We start from the raw sequence: 15428 nt of genomic DNA on the forward strand, positions 1-15428 counted from the left end.
AAATAACGGAAGGAATGTAAAATAATATAGACATAGAAGATGTAAGAGGATAAAAAACTCCAAAATTTTAGTAAGGCTTTTAATTTTTGCATAAAACATATTTAACTATAAAGTTAAAACGCTTGTTTTGCCAAAATAATATATGATTTTAACCAAATAATTCCATAGCGTCTTTGTATGCACTGACCAACGAAGCTAAAGTAACAAAACCACCGATAATTAAAAAAATCATTTCGATTTTTTTTCTTTTATTCTCTTTTATTTTTTCCTTTTTATCTTCCTCTTGATTTTGTTCAATATGCAAAATATCAACAAGATTTTCTATCTGGATTTTAAGCTCTTGATGTTGTTCTAAAATATCGTAATATTGAAATATAATTTTCCATATTGCATGTTTTTGTTGGTAGTTATAGTGCACTGGATTACTAAAAAAATACTTTAGATTAAAAACATAAAAATCTTTTTTAATATCAATAACATCATGATAATTTTCTTCATCTATAATACTTGAAGTTAAATTCAAATAATACTCCATTTTCTCACGATAAGCCAAAGAAAGCGCAAACATAGTCATTGTATCGTTAAATTTACTTTCACAATTATTAAATCTAGCCTGAAATAAAAAGCCTTTTTCTGAAAACACAACTTTAATATCTGGATTATCATAACAATTTGATTTATCTATTTTTAATGTAGAACTACCTCTTAATAGTTGCGATATTTTACCATCATTCATATTTTCATCGGTATATACAACTATATGATCTATCACACCTTTTTTAAATTGACAATACTCTTGACTTACCGAGACTCCATCTTTTATGCATATAATACATATATCAAAAATTTTATATATTAATATTGTATCTTTGGCATACTTTTGATCTTCTATATTGGTGTAAATTTCTAAATTTTGAGTCAAAAAGGTATGAAAAAAATCTTTTGTTCTTGTATCTTCTTTAAATTTATCCTTGCAAAAATTTTCAATAATTTTAACTTGATATATATTTACCATAGCATCTTCCTAATTTTGTAGTATTATAAATTTAACTTATTGTTATAAATATGATTAAGATGAATCGCGAAACTTAAATACTTAAAAGAATTTTAAATTAGTGGTGCGGATGAAAGGACTTGAACCTTCACGCATTGCTGCACCAGATCCTAAGTCTGGCGTGTCTGCCAATTTCACCACATCCGCAAAAGTGGTACGCTCAAGAGGATTCGAACCTCTGACCTACGGCTTAGAAGGCCGTTGCTCTATCCAGCTGAGCTATGAGCGCATAAAAATAAAAATAATAATAGGCTTATGGTGCGCCCGATAGGAATCGAACCCATAACCTACAGATCCGAAGTCTGTCGCTCTATCCAGTTGAGCTACGAGCGCTGATGGGGTGAGTGATGGGAATCGAACCCACGACCCTCAGGACCACAATCTGATGCTCTAACCGACTGAGCTACACTCACCATTTATAAAAATGGTCGGGGTGAAAGGATTCGAACCTTCGGCCCCTTGGTCCCAAACCAAGTGCGCTAACCAGACTGCGCTACACCCCGATGTACAAAAATAAAGCGTTATTCTACATAAAAAAATATTAAAAGTCAAGATAAAAAAATATTTAGCATAAAAAATGCTAAATATTTTAAGAATTATTTGTTTGTTTTTTTTGCGAAATGATGTTTAAAATTTCTACTATCAAAGAAAAAGCCATAGCTGTATAAATATATGCTTTATCTATATGGATATCAAAACTTTCACATACTAAAACAAAGCCTATCATTACTAAAAATGCCAAAGCTAAGATTTTAATACTTGGATATTTTTCCACAAAATCTGCAATTGGTTTAGAAGCAAAAAGCATAACTAAAACTGCAACAATAACAGCAATAATCATAATCTCTATATCTTGAGCAATGCCCACAGCAGTAATAACACTATCAAGAGAAAATACTATGTCTATCACGGCTATTTCAGCTACTACAACCCAAAGTTTATTGCTAATTTTTATATTGCTTTGACTTTCCTCTTGGTGCATTATACTTTCTTTAATTTCCTTAATAGACTTAACTATTAAAAACAAACCTCCAAGCAAAAGCACCAAATCTCTACCTGAAATTTCATTGCCTAATATACTAAATAAAGGTGTGACAAGCTTCATCACCCAAAATAAAGATAATAATAATAAAATTCTAGTAATCATCGCAAAGGCAAGACCTAGAATTCTACCCTTATCTCTATGTTCTGGTGGTAATTTAGAAACTAAAATCGCTAGAAAAATGATATTATCAATCCCTAGTACAATCTCCAAAGCTGTAAGAGTAAGCAATACCACCCAAGCATCTACACTAAAAATCCATTCAAACATTTACTATCCTTAAACAAAAAGCGTAATTATAATGATGAAAAATTAATCATTTTCAAAAATTTTTACAATGGTTTCAGGTAAAAGTGTATGTTCGAGCTGGTGGATTTTATCTTCAAACTCTTCAAAGCTTAACTTAGCTTTTTCAAACGCCTTTTGTGCAATGATTTTACCACCATCAAGCTCTTCATTAACCCAATGCACACTAATGCCTGCTACTTTCATATCACTTTCATAGCTTTCTTTGATAGCATGAGCACCTTTAAATAAAGGAAGCAAAGAAGGATGAAGATTAATAGCTTTTATATTTTGAGTGAAAATAGGACTTAAAATTCGCATAAATCCTGCTAAGATAGTCAAATCTGCTTGACTTTCTTTTATAATTTTTACTAATTCTGCATCAAATTCTTCTCTTGAAGTAAATTTTTCATGTTCTATGATTTTAGTATCAAGGTTATATTTTAAAGCTCTTTGTATGCCATAAGCTTCTTTTTTATTACACACACACAAAACCACTTCAAAGGTATTTTTACCAAAAGTTTTTTTATGTAATTTTTCTAAAATATTTTCCAAATTACTTCCATTACCACTAAATAAAACTGCTAGTTTTATAAGCATTTTAACCCCTTTATTAATTTTAAAGCATCAAAACTAATTTTATTTTTCTTATAATTTTTAGCCACCAAAGCATGGGCTAATACTGCATTTTTAGCAGCTTCTAAAGCATTAAATTTAACTCCAAGTAAAGCCGCTATCATACCACTTAACACATCCCCACTTCCACCTTTTGCCAAAGCTTCATTGCCACAATTTACTACAAAAAGTTTTTCTTTTTGAGTAATGATGGGGTTAGCCCCTTTTAACACCAAAGCACATTGGAATTTAGAACTAAATTTTCTTGCATAAAAAAAGCGTTTGTTTTGAATTTCTTCTACACTTACATCCTCATTAAAACAAAGTTTTAAAAGCATAGAAAACTCTTTAGGATGAGGAGTTAAAACAACATCTTCTCTATTAAGATAAGAAAGTAAATTTTCACTTTGAAAGCAATTTGCATCTAAGACTAAAGGAATATTTTTTAATCTTTCATCTTTTAAAATACTTAAATCATCAAGTCCCATACCTATAGCAGCTGCATTTATTTTGCCTTCAATATCATCTTTTAGCATAACCAAAGGCGAAAAGCTTTCTTTAGCCACCAAAGACACAAGCCCTGCCCCAAACTCCAAAGCACCAAGTCCAGCTAAAGTACCTGCACTTTTATTGGCAAAAATATAAACATGGCCAAAATCACCTTTATTTGAGTTAGCCTTTTTTGTAATGAGTTTTAAATCTTTTTTTTCTAGTAAAAAGCTTGAAGTATTTTGCATATAAGGTTTTAAACCCAAATTCGCAATTTTAATTTTGCCTACAAATTCTTTTGCAAAATCTTCTAATAAAATTTCTTTAATCACTCCCATGCAAAGAGTGTAATCAGCCTTAAAACATAGTTCTTGTCCAAGTCCGCTAGAAATATCACAAGCTATTTTTAAAGCCTTACTTTTAGCAATTTTTTTAAAAATTCTTTGTAAATTTTCATCTAAAGCTTTATTTAAACCACTCCCAAAAATACAATCAACTATGATGTCAAAATCTTTAAATTTAGGTTCTTTTTTTAAAAATTTAAAACCTATATTTTTTAAAATTTGCTCTTGCTTGATAAACATTGTACTTTTTTTATATGGCATAACATAAGCAAAAGCTTTTTTTAAATGCCTTATAGCCACAAGTCCATCAGCTCCATTTCCACCAGTACCAAGCAAGAATAAAATTTTAGCATTTTTTATGTTTTTACTTTTTTTCTTAATCAAATTTGCAAGCTCTATGCCTGCATTTTCCATCATTAAAAGCTCATCCAAACCTTTTTCAATGAGCTCTTTTTCATAAGAAATATTATCTTTAAATACTACTTTCATCGCTCATCTCACATTTTATAAGCTTTTGAGTTTTAGCGCCTAGCTCTTTAAGCTTTATCACTCTTGAAGCGATATTTCCACTTCCATGAGTAAGCTTTGTTTGCATATTATCTACATTTGAGTTTAATCTTTTGATATTTTCTTTGATTTTTTCAAAATCATCTAAAACACCTGCAAATTTATCATGAAATTTGCCAAGCTCATCAAAAGCTTTTAGGATATTTTCATTACTTTGTATATTTTTCCATGAAATATTTATCGTATTCAGTGCCATAAAAAGAGTGTTTGGTGTGGTTAAATAAACCTTTTTTTTATAAGCGTATTGATAAATTTCAAGATCTACATTTAAAATCAAATCTAAGATATTTTGATAAGGTATAAAAAGCAAAACAAATTCATAAGTGTGTTTGTCATACTGCATATAAGGCTTTTTGGCTAACTCATCAATTCTTGATTTTAGATTATAAGCTAAATCAAGGCAGGTATTTTGACTAATATCTTCAAAAGCAAAATCACTTGGCAAAGAAAATTTTGCATCTATGATTATACTTTTTTGTTTATCTAAAAACACAACCGCATCAGGAATATAGGTTTTACCCTCATCTTGAAATCTCTCTTGCAATTTATACTGCACGCCCTCTACCAAACCACTATTTTCTAAAACTGATTTTAGTTGCAATTCTGCAAAATTGCCACGAATTTTTTTATCGCCCTTTAAAATTTTAGCTAACTTATCTGCATTTTCTGTCATATTTTGGCTAAATTTAAACATATTATCAATATGAGTTTTAAGACTAACTTCATTTGAATTTAGTCTTTCATTGTATTCTTTAACGCTTTTTTTCACAGGCAAGAAAATTTCTTCTAAGATTTTTTTTGTATCTTCATTAAGCATAAGTTTGTTTTGGTTTAAAATACTAGCATTTTGTTTTTGTAAATTTTGTTCTAATTCTTGTTTTAATTCTACTAAGCTTTGCTTGTATTTTTCTTCTAGTTTTATTAAAGTTTGGGTATATTCTTCTTTTAAATTCGCACGCTCTTTTAAATGTATATTTAAAAGTTCTTGCTGGGTTTGTTCTTTTTGAGCTAATTTTGCTTCTAAAGCCTCATTTTTAGACAAATATAATATTTTTTCATCTAAAAGTTTGGAATTTTTTTCTATGAGTGTAGTTTTTTCAAACTCTAAATTAGCAAGTTGATTTTGCAAAGCTATATTACTTTGGTTTAAAAACTCTAATTTTGCTTTTTCTTTTTGACTTTTAAACACGTACCATATAAAAGCCAAAATTACAACAACTAAAAAGGCTATCAAGATATTTTCCATTTTTAAGCCTTTGTTTTTTCAATAAGAAAATAAATATTTTTTTCATTACCTTCTTTAAATTGTTTCATTTGTGGTAAAAACTCTTTTACCAATGCTCTAAAATTTTTAAAACCAAAATTTTGAGGGATAAAATTTGCGTGTTTTCTATTCATATTAGTGCGAATTTGAGCATATTCAGCACGGCCTTTTTCTTCTATTAAAGCTTCTGTGATATTGATTAAATCTTTGATATATTCTTTAGTGCTTAATACTTTTTCTTTGGATTCATCTTGATCTAAATAAAAAAATTCACTAAAAGAATTCACATAAGATTTTACAGCTTGTTTTAAACCCATACCTATAACTTGCTTTTTGCCTTCTTTAAGTCTTTGGATTAAACTAGTATAATCACTATCACTTGAAACAATGACAAAAATATCAATATCTTTTTCATAAAAAAAACTCATAATCTCAGTGATTAAGTACATATCACTTGAGTTTTTATTAGCTATAAAATTAAATTGTTGCATAGCGATGATAGAATATTGTGCGATTTGTTCTTTCCAATTTTGTATATTTTTTTGTGTCCAATCTCCATAAATTCGTTTTATAACAATTTCTCCATAATCAGAGGCGATATCAAAAATAGATTTTGCATATTTTGAAGGAATATTTTCTGCATCAATAAAGATCGCCACACTTTTGTTATCCATTTTTTCTCCTATGTAGTTCTCATTCTAAAACTTAATGCTTTTAAAATATGAGTTTTTAAGATCAACTCACTTTGCTCTAAATCTGCAATGGTTCTTGCTACTTTTACGGTTTTATTTACCCCTCTTTGAGAGAGATTATATGAATTTATAGCCTTTTGCAAAATTTCATTCGCAGTAGAATCTAAAATACAAAATTGCTTCAGCTGTTCATCATTTAATTTAGCATTAAATTCTTCTTGTTTTCTTTGCTTTTGAAATAAAAATCCTTTAAAAACCATTTCATTCATCTGTTCAGAGCTTAAACTTGTTTTATCTTCATGCGAAATTTCATCCATAGCTACATAAAGATCGATCCTATCTAAAATAGGAGATGAAATTTTATTTTTGTATTTTTTAATTTCTATCTCTTGGCAACGACATGCAAGATTTTTAGAAAATAAATTTCCACAAGGACAAGGATTTTGCGCACAAGCAAATAAAAATTTAGTTTCATAAATCACCTTGGTATTAACTCTTGAAATAAGAATTTTAAAATCCTCTAGCGGCTCTCTTAAACTTTCTATAATTTGTTTTGAAAAATGGGGAAACTCATCAAAAAACAAAACCCCTCCATTTGCAAGTGCTATTTCTCCTATCTTGGCATTTTTGGTTCCTCCACCAAAAATACTAGCCCTAGTACTTGTATGATGAGGACTTCTAAAAACCCTACTAGCACTAAAATCATCGTCTAAAGAATTTAATGACTTATAGGCATTTTGAGCTAAAATTTCTTTCAAACTTTGTGGTGGCATGATGAAAGGAAGTCTTTTAGCACACATACTTTTACCACTACCTGGACTACCTTCAAATAAAATATTATGCATACCCAAAGCTGCTATTATACAAGCAAATTTAGCATTTTCTTGACTCTTAACTTCTTTAAAATCATAAGGGTAAGTAGAATTTTTTATATATTTTTGATTATTAATTTCTATGGCATTTTCAAATAAAGGATGAGCATTATTTATATGATAATTTTCATAATTTTTTTCTTTAAAAAAATCCATAGCTTGAGCTAAATTTTCCAAAGCATAGATTGTTAAGTTGGGTATCATCGAAGCTTTTTGTGCTATAGCTTTTGGTACTACTACTTTGGCATTTTGTACTTTTGCACTTAAAAAAAGCAAGATAGAAAATAAACTAGCAGTACTTTTAATACTCCCATCTAAACCAAGTTCTCCAAAAACAAAAAAGTCATCTAAATTTTCTTTTTGAAATAAAATCAAAATCGCAATAGCCAAATCAAAATGAGAGCCATTTTTAGGGATATCTGATGGACTAAGATTGATAGTGATTTTTTGAGCTGGGAAATTGAAATTTTGACTTAGTAAAGTTGCCTTAACTCTTTCTGTGCTTTCTTTGATGGTAGAATTTGCAAGACCCACTATACTAAAACCTGGCAAACCTCTTGTGAAAGTTGATTCTACATCGATAATATCAAGCTCTGTAGAAAAACTTGCACATTTTAGTTTTTTCATTTGGTCTTTTTGGATTTTTTCTTAAAGTCTTTATCAAATTTTTGGCGTTTTAAAAAAGAAAGTTTTTCTATAAATAAATGCCCATCAAGATGATCAACTTCATGTTGAATAGCCACTGCTAAAAAATCATGTGCTTGCAAACTTTGTGGCTTGCCAAATCTATCTTGATAATCAAGTTGTATATTTTTATAGCGCATTACATCTTCATAAAAACCTGGTATGCTTAAACAACCCTCGTTACAAGAAATTTTTTCATCATCTAAAGGTGTTATAATAGGATTAATAATTTCTAAAAGAGTTTGTTTATCTTCTTTTTGCTCACCTTCTTCATCACCAATATCTACAAGCAAAGCTCTAATTGGCACATCAACTTGAATAGCAGCCAAGCCTACGCCCTTATTAGCTATCATTGTTTCATACATATCATCTAGAAGTATATGTAAATCTTTATCAAAATTTTCTACTTTTTTTGACTCTAAAAATAATCTTGGATTAGGATAGGTAATTATCTTTCTTATCATTTTTCTTTTTCCACTATTATAAAGGGTTCTAAATTTTTTCCTGAATCTTTTAAAGCTTCAATACATTTTTCTATTAATTCTTCACCCTTGCTATCTTGATTAACAGCACTTATAGCCACTTCAACATCTACATCTATTTCTTTATCTGCTAGGAAAAAATTTGAATTTTCTAAAGATTCTAAAATTTTATTACATATTTCTTGTGCTTTTTCTAAATTTGTATGAGAAATCATCATAGCAAAAATATTGTTTCCACAATGGGCTACTATATCGCTTGAAGAGACATTTTTACTAAAAATTCTACACACACCTTTTAAAAAAGCATTTTTTTCTTTTTGAGTATAAGTTTGCTCAAGAATTTCTTCTTTTACTCTAAAAAATATTAAGGAAGTATGATAATTATATTTTGCATTACTTTCAATGCTTTTTTCTAAATTTTCTAAAAAATATTTTTTATTATAAACTCCAAATTTAGAGTCAAAATCACTTTGCTCTTCTATATGTTTATAAGTTTGTCTAACCTCATCAAAACTTTCTTTAATCTCATCTGAATATTTATCTAAAATACTAGAAAATCTTGAAAGATCTGCTTCAAGAGCGTGAATTACATTAGAAACAGCTAAATTTCCTGTACTAATAGCAAGTTCTGAATTACGTCTTCTTAACATATCTTTAACTGTTTCAAGATGTCTATAAATCATAGCAATGTATTGCAATAATGCCGAAGTAGAACTAAAACTTTTTTTGATTTCTTGTTCTATATTTGCACGTTTGATACCATCATCATTTTGCTCAAATTCCATAATCTCGCTAACTTTTTTCTTAAAAGCTACCGGACGTTCTTCAAGCATTTTTTGAAAATAAACTCCGTAATTAGTTGGTGTTGGAGGTATATTATCTTTTACAAGCTCAGTCAAAATAGACTTTGCAAATTTTTCAAATTCACCTCCACTAATTTTTTGAATTTTTGGAGCTTCTTTGGCTGGAGTTGGATCACTACTTAAATTTAAATCAGCAAATAAATCATCATCTAACATTGCTATGCTTTTCCTTATTTAAAACTTTTTTCCAAAACCTTATCGATTAAGCCATATTCCTTAGCTTCTACAGCACTCATAAAAAAGTCTCTATCAGTGTCTTTTTCTATTTTAGAGAGTTTTTGTTTGGTGTTTTTAGCCAAAATATCATTTAAAATCGCTTTTAATCTTAGAATTTCTTTTGCTTGAATTTCTATATCAGTTGCTTGCCCTCTTGCACCACCTAGTGGTTGATGGATCATAATTCTTGAATTTGGCAGAGCAAATCTTTTCCCTGGAGCACCACAACTAAGCAAAAATGCACCCATTGAAGCAGCTTGACCAATACAAATAGTACTTACATCAGCTTTAATATAATTCATCGTATCATAAATACTAAATCCACTGGTTACAACCCCACCTGGTGAGTTAATATAAAGATAAATATCTTTTTGAGGATCTTCAGCCTCTAAAAACAAAAGCTGAGCTACAATAGAAGCAGCAAGATCATCATTGATCTCGCCACTTAGCATGATAATTCTATCTTTTAAAAGTCTTGAATAAATATCATAACTTCTTTCGCCTCTGCTTGTTTTTTCAACCACATAAGGTATGTATGAGCTCATTATTTTTCACTTTCTTTTTCAGTTTTCTTTTTGTCATTTTTTTTGAAAATATCAGCAAAAAGTTTTTCTTCGATTAAAGACATTTTAATAGCAGGCAATGCACCTTGTTTTTTGTAATTATCTAAATGTTCTTGCGGGTTAAAACCATATCTATAAGCTTCAAAATAAATCGCTTGGATTAATTCTTGATCGCTTACTGTAATATTTCTAAGTTTTGCTAGCTCGTCTATAATGAAAGTTAATTTTACGCTTTTTTGTGCATCTTCTTTAAAACTTTCTCTTTTTTCTTTATATTTAGCCTCATCTTTAAATTCTTTTAATTCTTCTTCGCTTAAAGTTCTCAAAGAGCTTCTAAATTGCATATCTGTTTCTTGCTCTACTATATTTCTTGGTAAAACAAAGTCAAACTTAGCTACCAAAGCTTCTGCAAATTGATTTTTAAGCTCATCATTGATAAGTTTAAAGATTTTTTCATTTTTTAGTTGTTCTTTTAATTTTGCATCTAATTTTTCAACACTTGGTTCTTTTTCTTCAGGTAACAAGCTTTTTAAAAGCTCTTCATTTAACTCAGGTAATTTAAGTTCTTGAATTTCATGAATTTTTACTTTAAATACCGCATCTTTTCCTGCTAAATGCGCTGCACCATATTCTTTTGGAAAAGTTACATTAATATCTTTTTCCTCACCTGCTTTTAAACCAATCATACCTTCTTCAAATCCTGGTATGAATTGTTTTGAACCAATTTCTAAAACATAATTTTGAGCTTTTCCACCTTCAAAAGCTTTACCATCAACAAAACCTTCAAAATCAAATTTAGCAAAATCGCCTTCTTTTAAAGCTCTTGCTTCTTTAATCGCTTCAGGAGTAGCAAATCTTTTTAATAATTCTTCTTTTTTTGCATCAATTTCTTTTTGAGTTACTTTTGGTGTATTATAAGTTGGAATTAGTTCTTCATATCCATCTAATTTTACTTCCGGTCTAAAAGATAATACCATTTGAGCCTCAATAGCACCATCTTTTCTATCAAATTTTTCAAAATATGGCTCACCTACTAAATCTTTAGTCTCTTTTTGAACTTCTTTTAAAGCACCATCTACAGCATTTCTTAAAAGATCTTGCTCCGCATCTCTTGTAAGCTCTTTTTCATATCTTTTAAGTATAGCAGCAACAGGAACTTTTCCTGCTCTAAAACCATCCATTTTCATAGTTTTAGACGCTTTTTTAGCTAATTTTTCAACTTCTGCTTTAATAGCTCCTTGAGCAATTTTCACAGTAGCATTTGCATTTGCAAAATCAATTAGTTTTGCTGTAACTTCCATAATATTTTCCCTTTTTAAATAAAATTTTTTGATAATATACCAAAATTTTCCTTATCACTTTATATAAAAATAAAAATATGTTAAAATTTTAATTTTTGATGGAGAAAAAATGCAAGAAAAATTTGAACAATCAGTAAAAAATATGTTAGAAATTATCGGGGAAAATCCACAAAGAGAAGGGCTTTTAAAAACTCCTACAAGAGTTTTTAAGGCTTTTGAATTTTTAAGTAGCGGTTATAAACAAGATCCAAAACAAATACTAAATGATGCCTTATTTGAAAGCTCAAACAATGAAATGGTTTTAGTAAGAGATATAGAATTTTATAGTCTTTGTGAACATCATCTTTTGCCTTTTTTTGGGCGCGTGCATGTTGCGTATATACCAGATAAAAAAGTCGTAGGACTTAGTAAAATCCCACGCCTTGTAGAAGTTTTTGCAAGACGCTTACAAATTCAAGAACAACTTACAGAGCAAATCGCAGAAGCTTTAATGGAACATGTAGGTGCAAAAGGCGTTGGGGTAGTTATTGAAGCAAGACATATGTGTGTTGAAATGCGTGGAGTACAAAAGGCAAATTCTACTACTAGTACTTCAGCATTAAGAGGTAGCTTTTTAAAAAGCGAAAAAACAAGAAAAGAATTTTTTACCTTAATTAACTCAGCAAAACAGGTTAGATTTTAATGGGTTTAGAAAAACTTCGTAGTAAAATTGTTTCACAAAATCTTGCCAGTGTTTTTGGACAAATTACTAAAATTTCAAGCACTAGTATAGAAATAAATGGATTAAAAACTAGCATAGGTGATATCATTAAAATAGTTTCTAGTGAAGATGAGAGTAAAGAAGCTATGGCTATGGTGGTAGAAGTAGATGAGAATTTAAGCTATTTAAGTCCTTTTGGCTTTGTGGAAGGTTTTAAAATAGGCGATCGTGCTTTTATTAATGATGCGGGTATGCAAATAGGAGTTAGTGATGAACTTTTAGGAAGGGTGGTTGATCCTTTTATGCGACCAAAAGATGGTAAAGGACCTATTGAGGCAAGTAAATTTATGCCTATTATGCGTGCACCTATTGATGCAATGAAACGAGGTTTGATAGAGGAAGTCTTTCCAGTAGGAGTTAAAACAATAGATGCGCTTTTAACTTGTGGGGTAGGACAAAAGCTTGGGATTTTTGCAGGAAGTGGGGTTGGTAAATCAACCCTTATGGGCATGATAGTAAAAAATTCCAAAGCTCCTATTAAAGTGATAGCTTTAATAGGGGAGCGTGGTAGAGAAATTCCTGAATTTATACAAAAAAATCTTGGTGGTAAACTTGATGATACTGTCATCATCGTTGCAACAAGTGATAATAGTGCGCTGATGAGAAAATACGGAGCATTTTGCGCTATGAGTGTGGCTGAGTATTTTAAAGAACAAGGTAAAGATGTATTATTTATCATGGATAGTGTAACGCGTTTTGCTATGGCTCAAAGAGAAATAGGCCTAGCTCTAGGTGAACCACCTACGACAAAAGGCTATCCACCAAGCGTTTTAAGTCTTTTACCTCAGCTTATGGAGCGCGCAGGAAAAGAAGAAGGTAAAGGCACTATAACAGCTTTTTTTACCGTGTTAGTTGATGGAGATGATATGAGTGATCCAATAGCTGATCAAAGCAGATCAATACTTGATGGGCATATAGTGCTTAGTCGCGAACTTACTGACTTTGGAATTTATCCACCTATAAATATACAAAATTCAGCCTCAAGGGTTATGGGTGATATTATTAGTGATGAACACAAACTAGCTGCTAGAAAATTTAAACGTTTAAATTCTTTGCTTAAAGAAAATGAGGTTTTACTTAGAATTGGTGCTTATCAAAAAGGCACTGATAAAGAACTTGATCAGGCTATCGCTAAAAAAGACTTTATGCAACAATTTCTTAGTCAAAATCCTGAAGAAAGTTTTGAATTTGAAGATACTATCAATATGCTAAAAATGATTGATACACAATAATTGGAATGATTTTTGCTTTTTTATGATAAAAAGTCATGAAAAAAGGATGGATCATGTCAAATATAGCTTTTTTAGATCATCAACAAAGCTTGGGTTTAAAATACACCGATATTTGTCAAAATATCTTTGAAAGAGAAATTTTTACACATATGTTTTTAGAGTGTATAAGCTATCTTTTATTAGAAAATAAAGCTAAATTAAAATACTTAAAAATTATTAATTCAAAAGAAGAATTTATCGTTGAATTTAAAATCAACAATCAAAAAAAATCATTTATTATCAATGATAAAAAAATACTAAATGCAGAATTTAGTGCAAAAAGAATAACTCAAGATGAGTATGAAAGAGAAATCGCTAGAATTTATCAAATAGAAAGATATTTAAAAACACAAAGCAATCTTCAAAATTTTTCTAGCGAAATTAACACTACCATGAAAAATCTTTTTAAAGATATGGATGAGTTTAAAAACTATATCGATATGCTTGAAGCAAAAGAAAACACTCACAATCACTACTTATCAAAAATTTATAATATAGCTTAATATTAACCAAACTTTGCCGATAATACTACTAATCCAAACAAAAGGAGTATGTTATGGGCGAAGTTACTAACAACCAAGCAAGTTTAATGCTTAACATTGCAACTACTATGATGAAAAAAACCATAGAAGCCAATGAAAATGCAGTAATGCAAGTACTTGAAGGCGTAAATGCAAACCCTGCTCCAACTACTACTCCTAGCACTAGTTCAGGATTGCTTGACATTTACGCTTAATTTTTCTCTTCGATTCAAAAATTTTGGCATAGCTTTTGCTTTTTTAAGGCTAAGCAATATTTTTGAAGAGAAGAGTTATGTTTGTAAATTCTAATGTCAATCCGTATCAGAATTTTGCAAATTATCCTTTTGCAAAGACTGGACACGCGGAAGAAAAAAAAGAAAATACCAATATTAAAAGTGATTTACTTGATATAAAAGGTTCTAATTTAGATTATGAAGTAAGCTATGCAAGCGAATTTGGTTTTAGAATCAACGAGCAAGGTTTTTTTGAAAAAGATCTTAATAAAACGGCTGCTTTGCCTCTTGATTATGATATTAATATAAAAAATATAAGAGAAATTTCAAAACAACTTATAAAGCTTGATGAAAATTTAAACTATAACAAAATAGACTTACCAAGACTTTTAAACACTTATCATAATACACTAAAAGCCATCAATCATGAATTTCAAAAAAATGATAATAATTTTTTAAGTAAAGCGCAAATTTCAGAATTAAATCAAGGTTATAGCTATACTTATGAAGGAAAAATTTTAAAAGTTTATGAAAATGCCAAAAGTTTACAAAATGCAAAAGAAGCAAATAAAAATCTAAATACCTTAATGCTTGATAACAAAATAGGAGACTTTGCATTCAATGCGAGCATTGAAAACACGGCTAGTAATCCTATCATAAGACCTTATCTAAACCGACAAGGCGAAGTTTCTAAAAGTGGATTATTGCTTAATTATATTTATCATGATTTAAAAGAACAAAATAATCAAAAGGCTAATTTCTTTTTAACTCCTATTGAGTTAGATATGTCTTCTAATGTAAATTTTCAAAAACTCATGAGAGGTCAAATGAGTATGCAAGATTATCTAAGTGAAAGCAATAAAGAAAAAATGAGTTTTGATTTATATTTATATATCAATGGAGTAGATAAAAACAACACCACAGAAGATAAACTTTCAGTTTTCTTTCAACAATACATTAACTATCAACACAGTATCAACATGCAAGAATTTGCTAATTCAAGTTCTATTTATAGTCTTTATAGTGAGCAAATTAGCAAAGATTTTGAAGCTTTAAAAAAAGAGTTTAATCAAAATGATTCTAATATAGACCTTGAAAAAATTAATACTCAAAAAGAACTTTTAGATACTCAATTTTTAGAAAATCGCAAAAGACAAGCAAGCATTAATAAAATTTTACACTCATATTTAAATGCAATGGCTTAACTTGTGCTAAAATAATAAAAAATTTTACACAAGTGAAATCCATTTAGTTTAATGTTAAATTTAACATTTTAGTGTATATTAACAAAAAAGATAAAAATTATCCTA

16 protein-coding genes and 5 tRNA genes are annotated in these 15428 nt (G+C 29.4%); 5 read left to right on the top strand and 16 right to left on the bottom strand.

The features are described 5' to 3' along the window. Positions 1-148: 148 nt before the first annotated feature. The 16 genes from L8U00_RS05550 to tig all read right to left on the bottom strand — a co-directional run bounded on the left by L8U00_RS05550 (position 149) and on the right by tig (position 11333). Positions 149-1015 carry a hypothetical protein gene (locus L8U00_RS05550; RefSeq protein ID WP_263708818.1) on the bottom strand — a complete coding sequence of 289 codons (867 nt, stop codon included), beginning with the start codon at positions 1013-1015 and terminating at the stop codon, positions 149-151. Between the two features lie 101 nt (positions 1016-1116). After that, positions 1117-1201: transfer RNA gene (locus tag L8U00_RS05555), tRNA-Leu, on the bottom strand. Between the two features lie 5 nt (positions 1202-1206). Then, positions 1207-1283, bottom strand: a tRNA-Arg gene (locus L8U00_RS05560). 27 nt (positions 1284-1310) lie between these two features. Further along, positions 1311-1387: transfer RNA gene (locus L8U00_RS05565), tRNA-Arg, on the bottom strand. A 3-nt stretch (positions 1388-1390) separates the two neighbouring features. After that, a tRNA-His gene (locus L8U00_RS05570) sits at positions 1391-1467 on the bottom strand. 12 nt (positions 1468-1479) lie between these two features. Beyond that, positions 1480-1557: transfer RNA gene (locus L8U00_RS05575), tRNA-Pro, on the bottom strand. 86 nt (positions 1558-1643) lie between these two features. Next, positions 1644-2366 carry a TerC family protein gene (locus tag L8U00_RS05580; RefSeq protein ID WP_039668910.1) on the bottom strand — a complete coding sequence of 241 codons (723 nt, stop codon included), beginning with the start codon at positions 2364-2366 and terminating at the stop codon, positions 1644-1646. Positions 2367-2408: 42 nt separating this feature from the next. Next, positions 2409-2981 carry a phosphoribosylglycinamide formyltransferase gene (purN, locus tag L8U00_RS05585; protein ID WP_263674990.1) on the bottom strand — a complete coding sequence of 191 codons (573 nt, stop codon included), beginning with the start codon at positions 2979-2981 and terminating at the stop codon, positions 2409-2411. Next, positions 2972-4318, bottom strand: coding sequence for an NAD(P)H-hydrate dehydratase (locus L8U00_RS05590; protein ID WP_263708820.1), 1347 nt, complete (start codon positions 4316-4318; stop codon positions 2972-2974). Before L8U00_RS05590 ends, purN begins: the two co-directional genes overlap by 10 nt. Next, complete coding sequence (rmuC, locus tag L8U00_RS05595) at positions 4302-5642, bottom strand: DNA recombination protein RmuC (protein ID WP_263708821.1); 1341 nt, start codon at positions 5640-5642, stop codon at positions 4302-4304. Before rmuC ends, L8U00_RS05590 begins: the two co-directional genes overlap by 17 nt. Positions 5643-5644: 2 nt before the next feature. Beyond that, entirely contained in the window at positions 5645-6334 is a 690-nt protein-coding gene (locus L8U00_RS05600; RefSeq protein ID WP_039627173.1) for an NYN domain-containing protein, read from the bottom strand. An 8-nt stretch (positions 6335-6342) separates the two neighbouring features. After that, positions 6343-7851 carry a YifB family Mg chelatase-like AAA ATPase gene (locus L8U00_RS05605; RefSeq protein WP_263708823.1) on the bottom strand — a complete coding sequence of 503 codons (1509 nt, stop codon included), beginning with the start codon at positions 7849-7851 and terminating at the stop codon, positions 6343-6345. Beyond that, positions 7848-8372, bottom strand: a complete 525-nt coding sequence (gene def / locus L8U00_RS05610) for a peptide deformylase (RefSeq protein WP_257904743.1) — start codon at positions 8370-8372, stop codon at positions 7848-7850. Before def ends, L8U00_RS05605 begins: the two co-directional genes overlap by 4 nt. Then, complete coding sequence (locus L8U00_RS05615; protein WP_263708824.1) at positions 8369-9409, bottom strand: GGDEF domain-containing protein; 1041 nt, start codon at positions 9407-9409, stop codon at positions 8369-8371. Before L8U00_RS05615 ends, def begins: the two co-directional genes overlap by 4 nt. A gap of 14 nt (positions 9410-9423) precedes the next feature. Continuing rightward, positions 9424-10014 carry an ATP-dependent Clp endopeptidase proteolytic subunit ClpP gene (gene clpP / locus L8U00_RS05620; RefSeq protein ID WP_087699173.1) on the bottom strand — a complete coding sequence of 197 codons (591 nt, stop codon included), beginning with the start codon at positions 10012-10014 and terminating at the stop codon, positions 9424-9426. Continuing rightward, a complete protein-coding gene (gene tig, locus L8U00_RS05625; protein ID WP_263708825.1) occupies positions 10014-11333 on the bottom strand; it encodes a trigger factor in 1320 nt (439 codons plus the stop codon). Before tig ends, clpP begins: the two co-directional genes overlap by 1 nt. A 109-nt stretch (positions 11334-11442) precedes the next feature. Between tig and folE the strand changes: the two genes are divergently transcribed. The 5 genes from folE (at position 11443) to L8U00_RS05650 (ending at position 15323) form a co-directional block, all read left to right on the top strand. After that, a complete protein-coding gene (gene folE / locus L8U00_RS05630; protein ID WP_039619389.1) occupies positions 11443-12015 on the top strand; it encodes a GTP cyclohydrolase I FolE in 573 nt (190 codons plus the stop codon). Continuing rightward, positions 12015-13325 carry a flagellar protein export ATPase FliI gene (gene fliI, locus L8U00_RS05635; protein WP_263708826.1) on the top strand — a complete coding sequence of 437 codons (1311 nt, stop codon included), beginning with the start codon at positions 12015-12017 and terminating at the stop codon, positions 13323-13325. Before folE ends, fliI begins: the two co-directional genes overlap by 1 nt. A 53-nt stretch (positions 13326-13378) precedes the next feature. After that, positions 13379-13867, top strand: a complete 489-nt coding sequence (locus L8U00_RS05640) for a hypothetical protein (RefSeq protein WP_263664075.1) — start codon at positions 13379-13381, stop codon at positions 13865-13867. A gap of 53 nt (positions 13868-13920) precedes the next feature. After that, the gene (locus tag L8U00_RS05645) at positions 13921-14100 is read left to right on the top strand and encodes a putative motility protein (protein WP_039619394.1); all 180 of its coding nucleotides are present in this window, start codon (positions 13921-13923) and stop codon (positions 14098-14100) included. A 77-nt stretch (positions 14101-14177) separates the two neighbouring features. Beyond that, positions 14178-15323, top strand: a complete 1146-nt coding sequence (locus L8U00_RS05650) for a hypothetical protein (protein WP_263708855.1) — start codon at positions 14178-14180, stop codon at positions 15321-15323. Positions 15324-15428 lie beyond the last annotated feature (105 nt).

The organism is Campylobacter sp. IFREMER_LSEM_CL2256 (assembly GCF_025771645.1).
GTDB lineage: Bacteria > Campylobacterota > Campylobacteria > Campylobacterales > Campylobacteraceae > Campylobacter_D.

What these genes read in the sequence shown, in the direction of transcription:
- L8U00_RS05550 (WP_263708818.1), bottom strand. Translation starts at nt 1,015, where the DNA reads ATGGTAAATATATATCAAGTTAAAATTATTGAAAATTTTTGCAAGGAT.
- L8U00_RS05580 (WP_039668910.1), bottom strand. Translation starts at nt 2,366, where the DNA reads ATGTTTGAATGGATTTTTAGTGTAGATGCTTGGGTGGTATTGCTTACT.
- purN (WP_263674990.1), bottom strand. Translation starts at nt 2,981, where the DNA reads ATGCTTATAAAACTAGCAGTTTTATTTAGTGGTAATGGAAGTAATTTG.
- L8U00_RS05590 (WP_263708820.1), bottom strand. Translation starts at nt 4,318, where the DNA reads ATGAAAGTAGTATTTAAAGATAATATTTCTTATGAAAAAGAGCTCATT.
- rmuC (WP_263708821.1), bottom strand. Translation starts at nt 5,642, where the DNA reads ATGGAAAATATCTTGATAGCCTTTTTAGTTGTTGTAATTTTGGCTTTT.
- L8U00_RS05600 (WP_039627173.1), bottom strand. Translation starts at nt 6,334, where the DNA reads ATGGATAACAAAAGTGTGGCGATCTTTATTGATGCAGAAAATATTCCT.
- L8U00_RS05605 (WP_263708823.1), bottom strand. Translation starts at nt 7,851, where the DNA reads ATGAAAAAACTAAAATGTGCAAGTTTTTCTACAGAGCTTGATATTATC.
- def (WP_257904743.1), bottom strand. Translation starts at nt 8,372, where the DNA reads ATGATAAGAAAGATAATTACCTATCCTAATCCAAGATTATTTTTAGAG.
- L8U00_RS05615 (WP_263708824.1), bottom strand. Translation starts at nt 9,409, where the DNA reads ATGTTAGATGATGATTTATTTGCTGATTTAAATTTAAGTAGTGATCCA.
- clpP (WP_087699173.1), bottom strand. Translation starts at nt 10,014, where the DNA reads ATGAGCTCATACATACCTTATGTGGTTGAAAAAACAAGCAGAGGCGAA.
- tig (WP_263708825.1), bottom strand. Translation starts at nt 11,333, where the DNA reads ATGGAAGTTACAGCAAAACTAATTGATTTTGCAAATGCAAATGCTACT.
- folE (WP_039619389.1), top strand. Translation starts at nt 11,443, where the DNA reads ATGCAAGAAAAATTTGAACAATCAGTAAAAAATATGTTAGAAATTATC.
- fliI (WP_263708826.1), top strand. Translation starts at nt 12,015, where the DNA reads ATGGGTTTAGAAAAACTTCGTAGTAAAATTGTTTCACAAAATCTTGCC.
- L8U00_RS05640 (WP_263664075.1), top strand. Translation starts at nt 13,379, where the DNA reads ATGTCAAATATAGCTTTTTTAGATCATCAACAAAGCTTGGGTTTAAAA.
- L8U00_RS05645 (WP_039619394.1), top strand. Translation starts at nt 13,921, where the DNA reads ATGGGCGAAGTTACTAACAACCAAGCAAGTTTAATGCTTAACATTGCA.
- L8U00_RS05650 (WP_263708855.1), top strand. Translation starts at nt 14,178, where the DNA reads ATGTTTGTAAATTCTAATGTCAATCCGTATCAGAATTTTGCAAATTAT.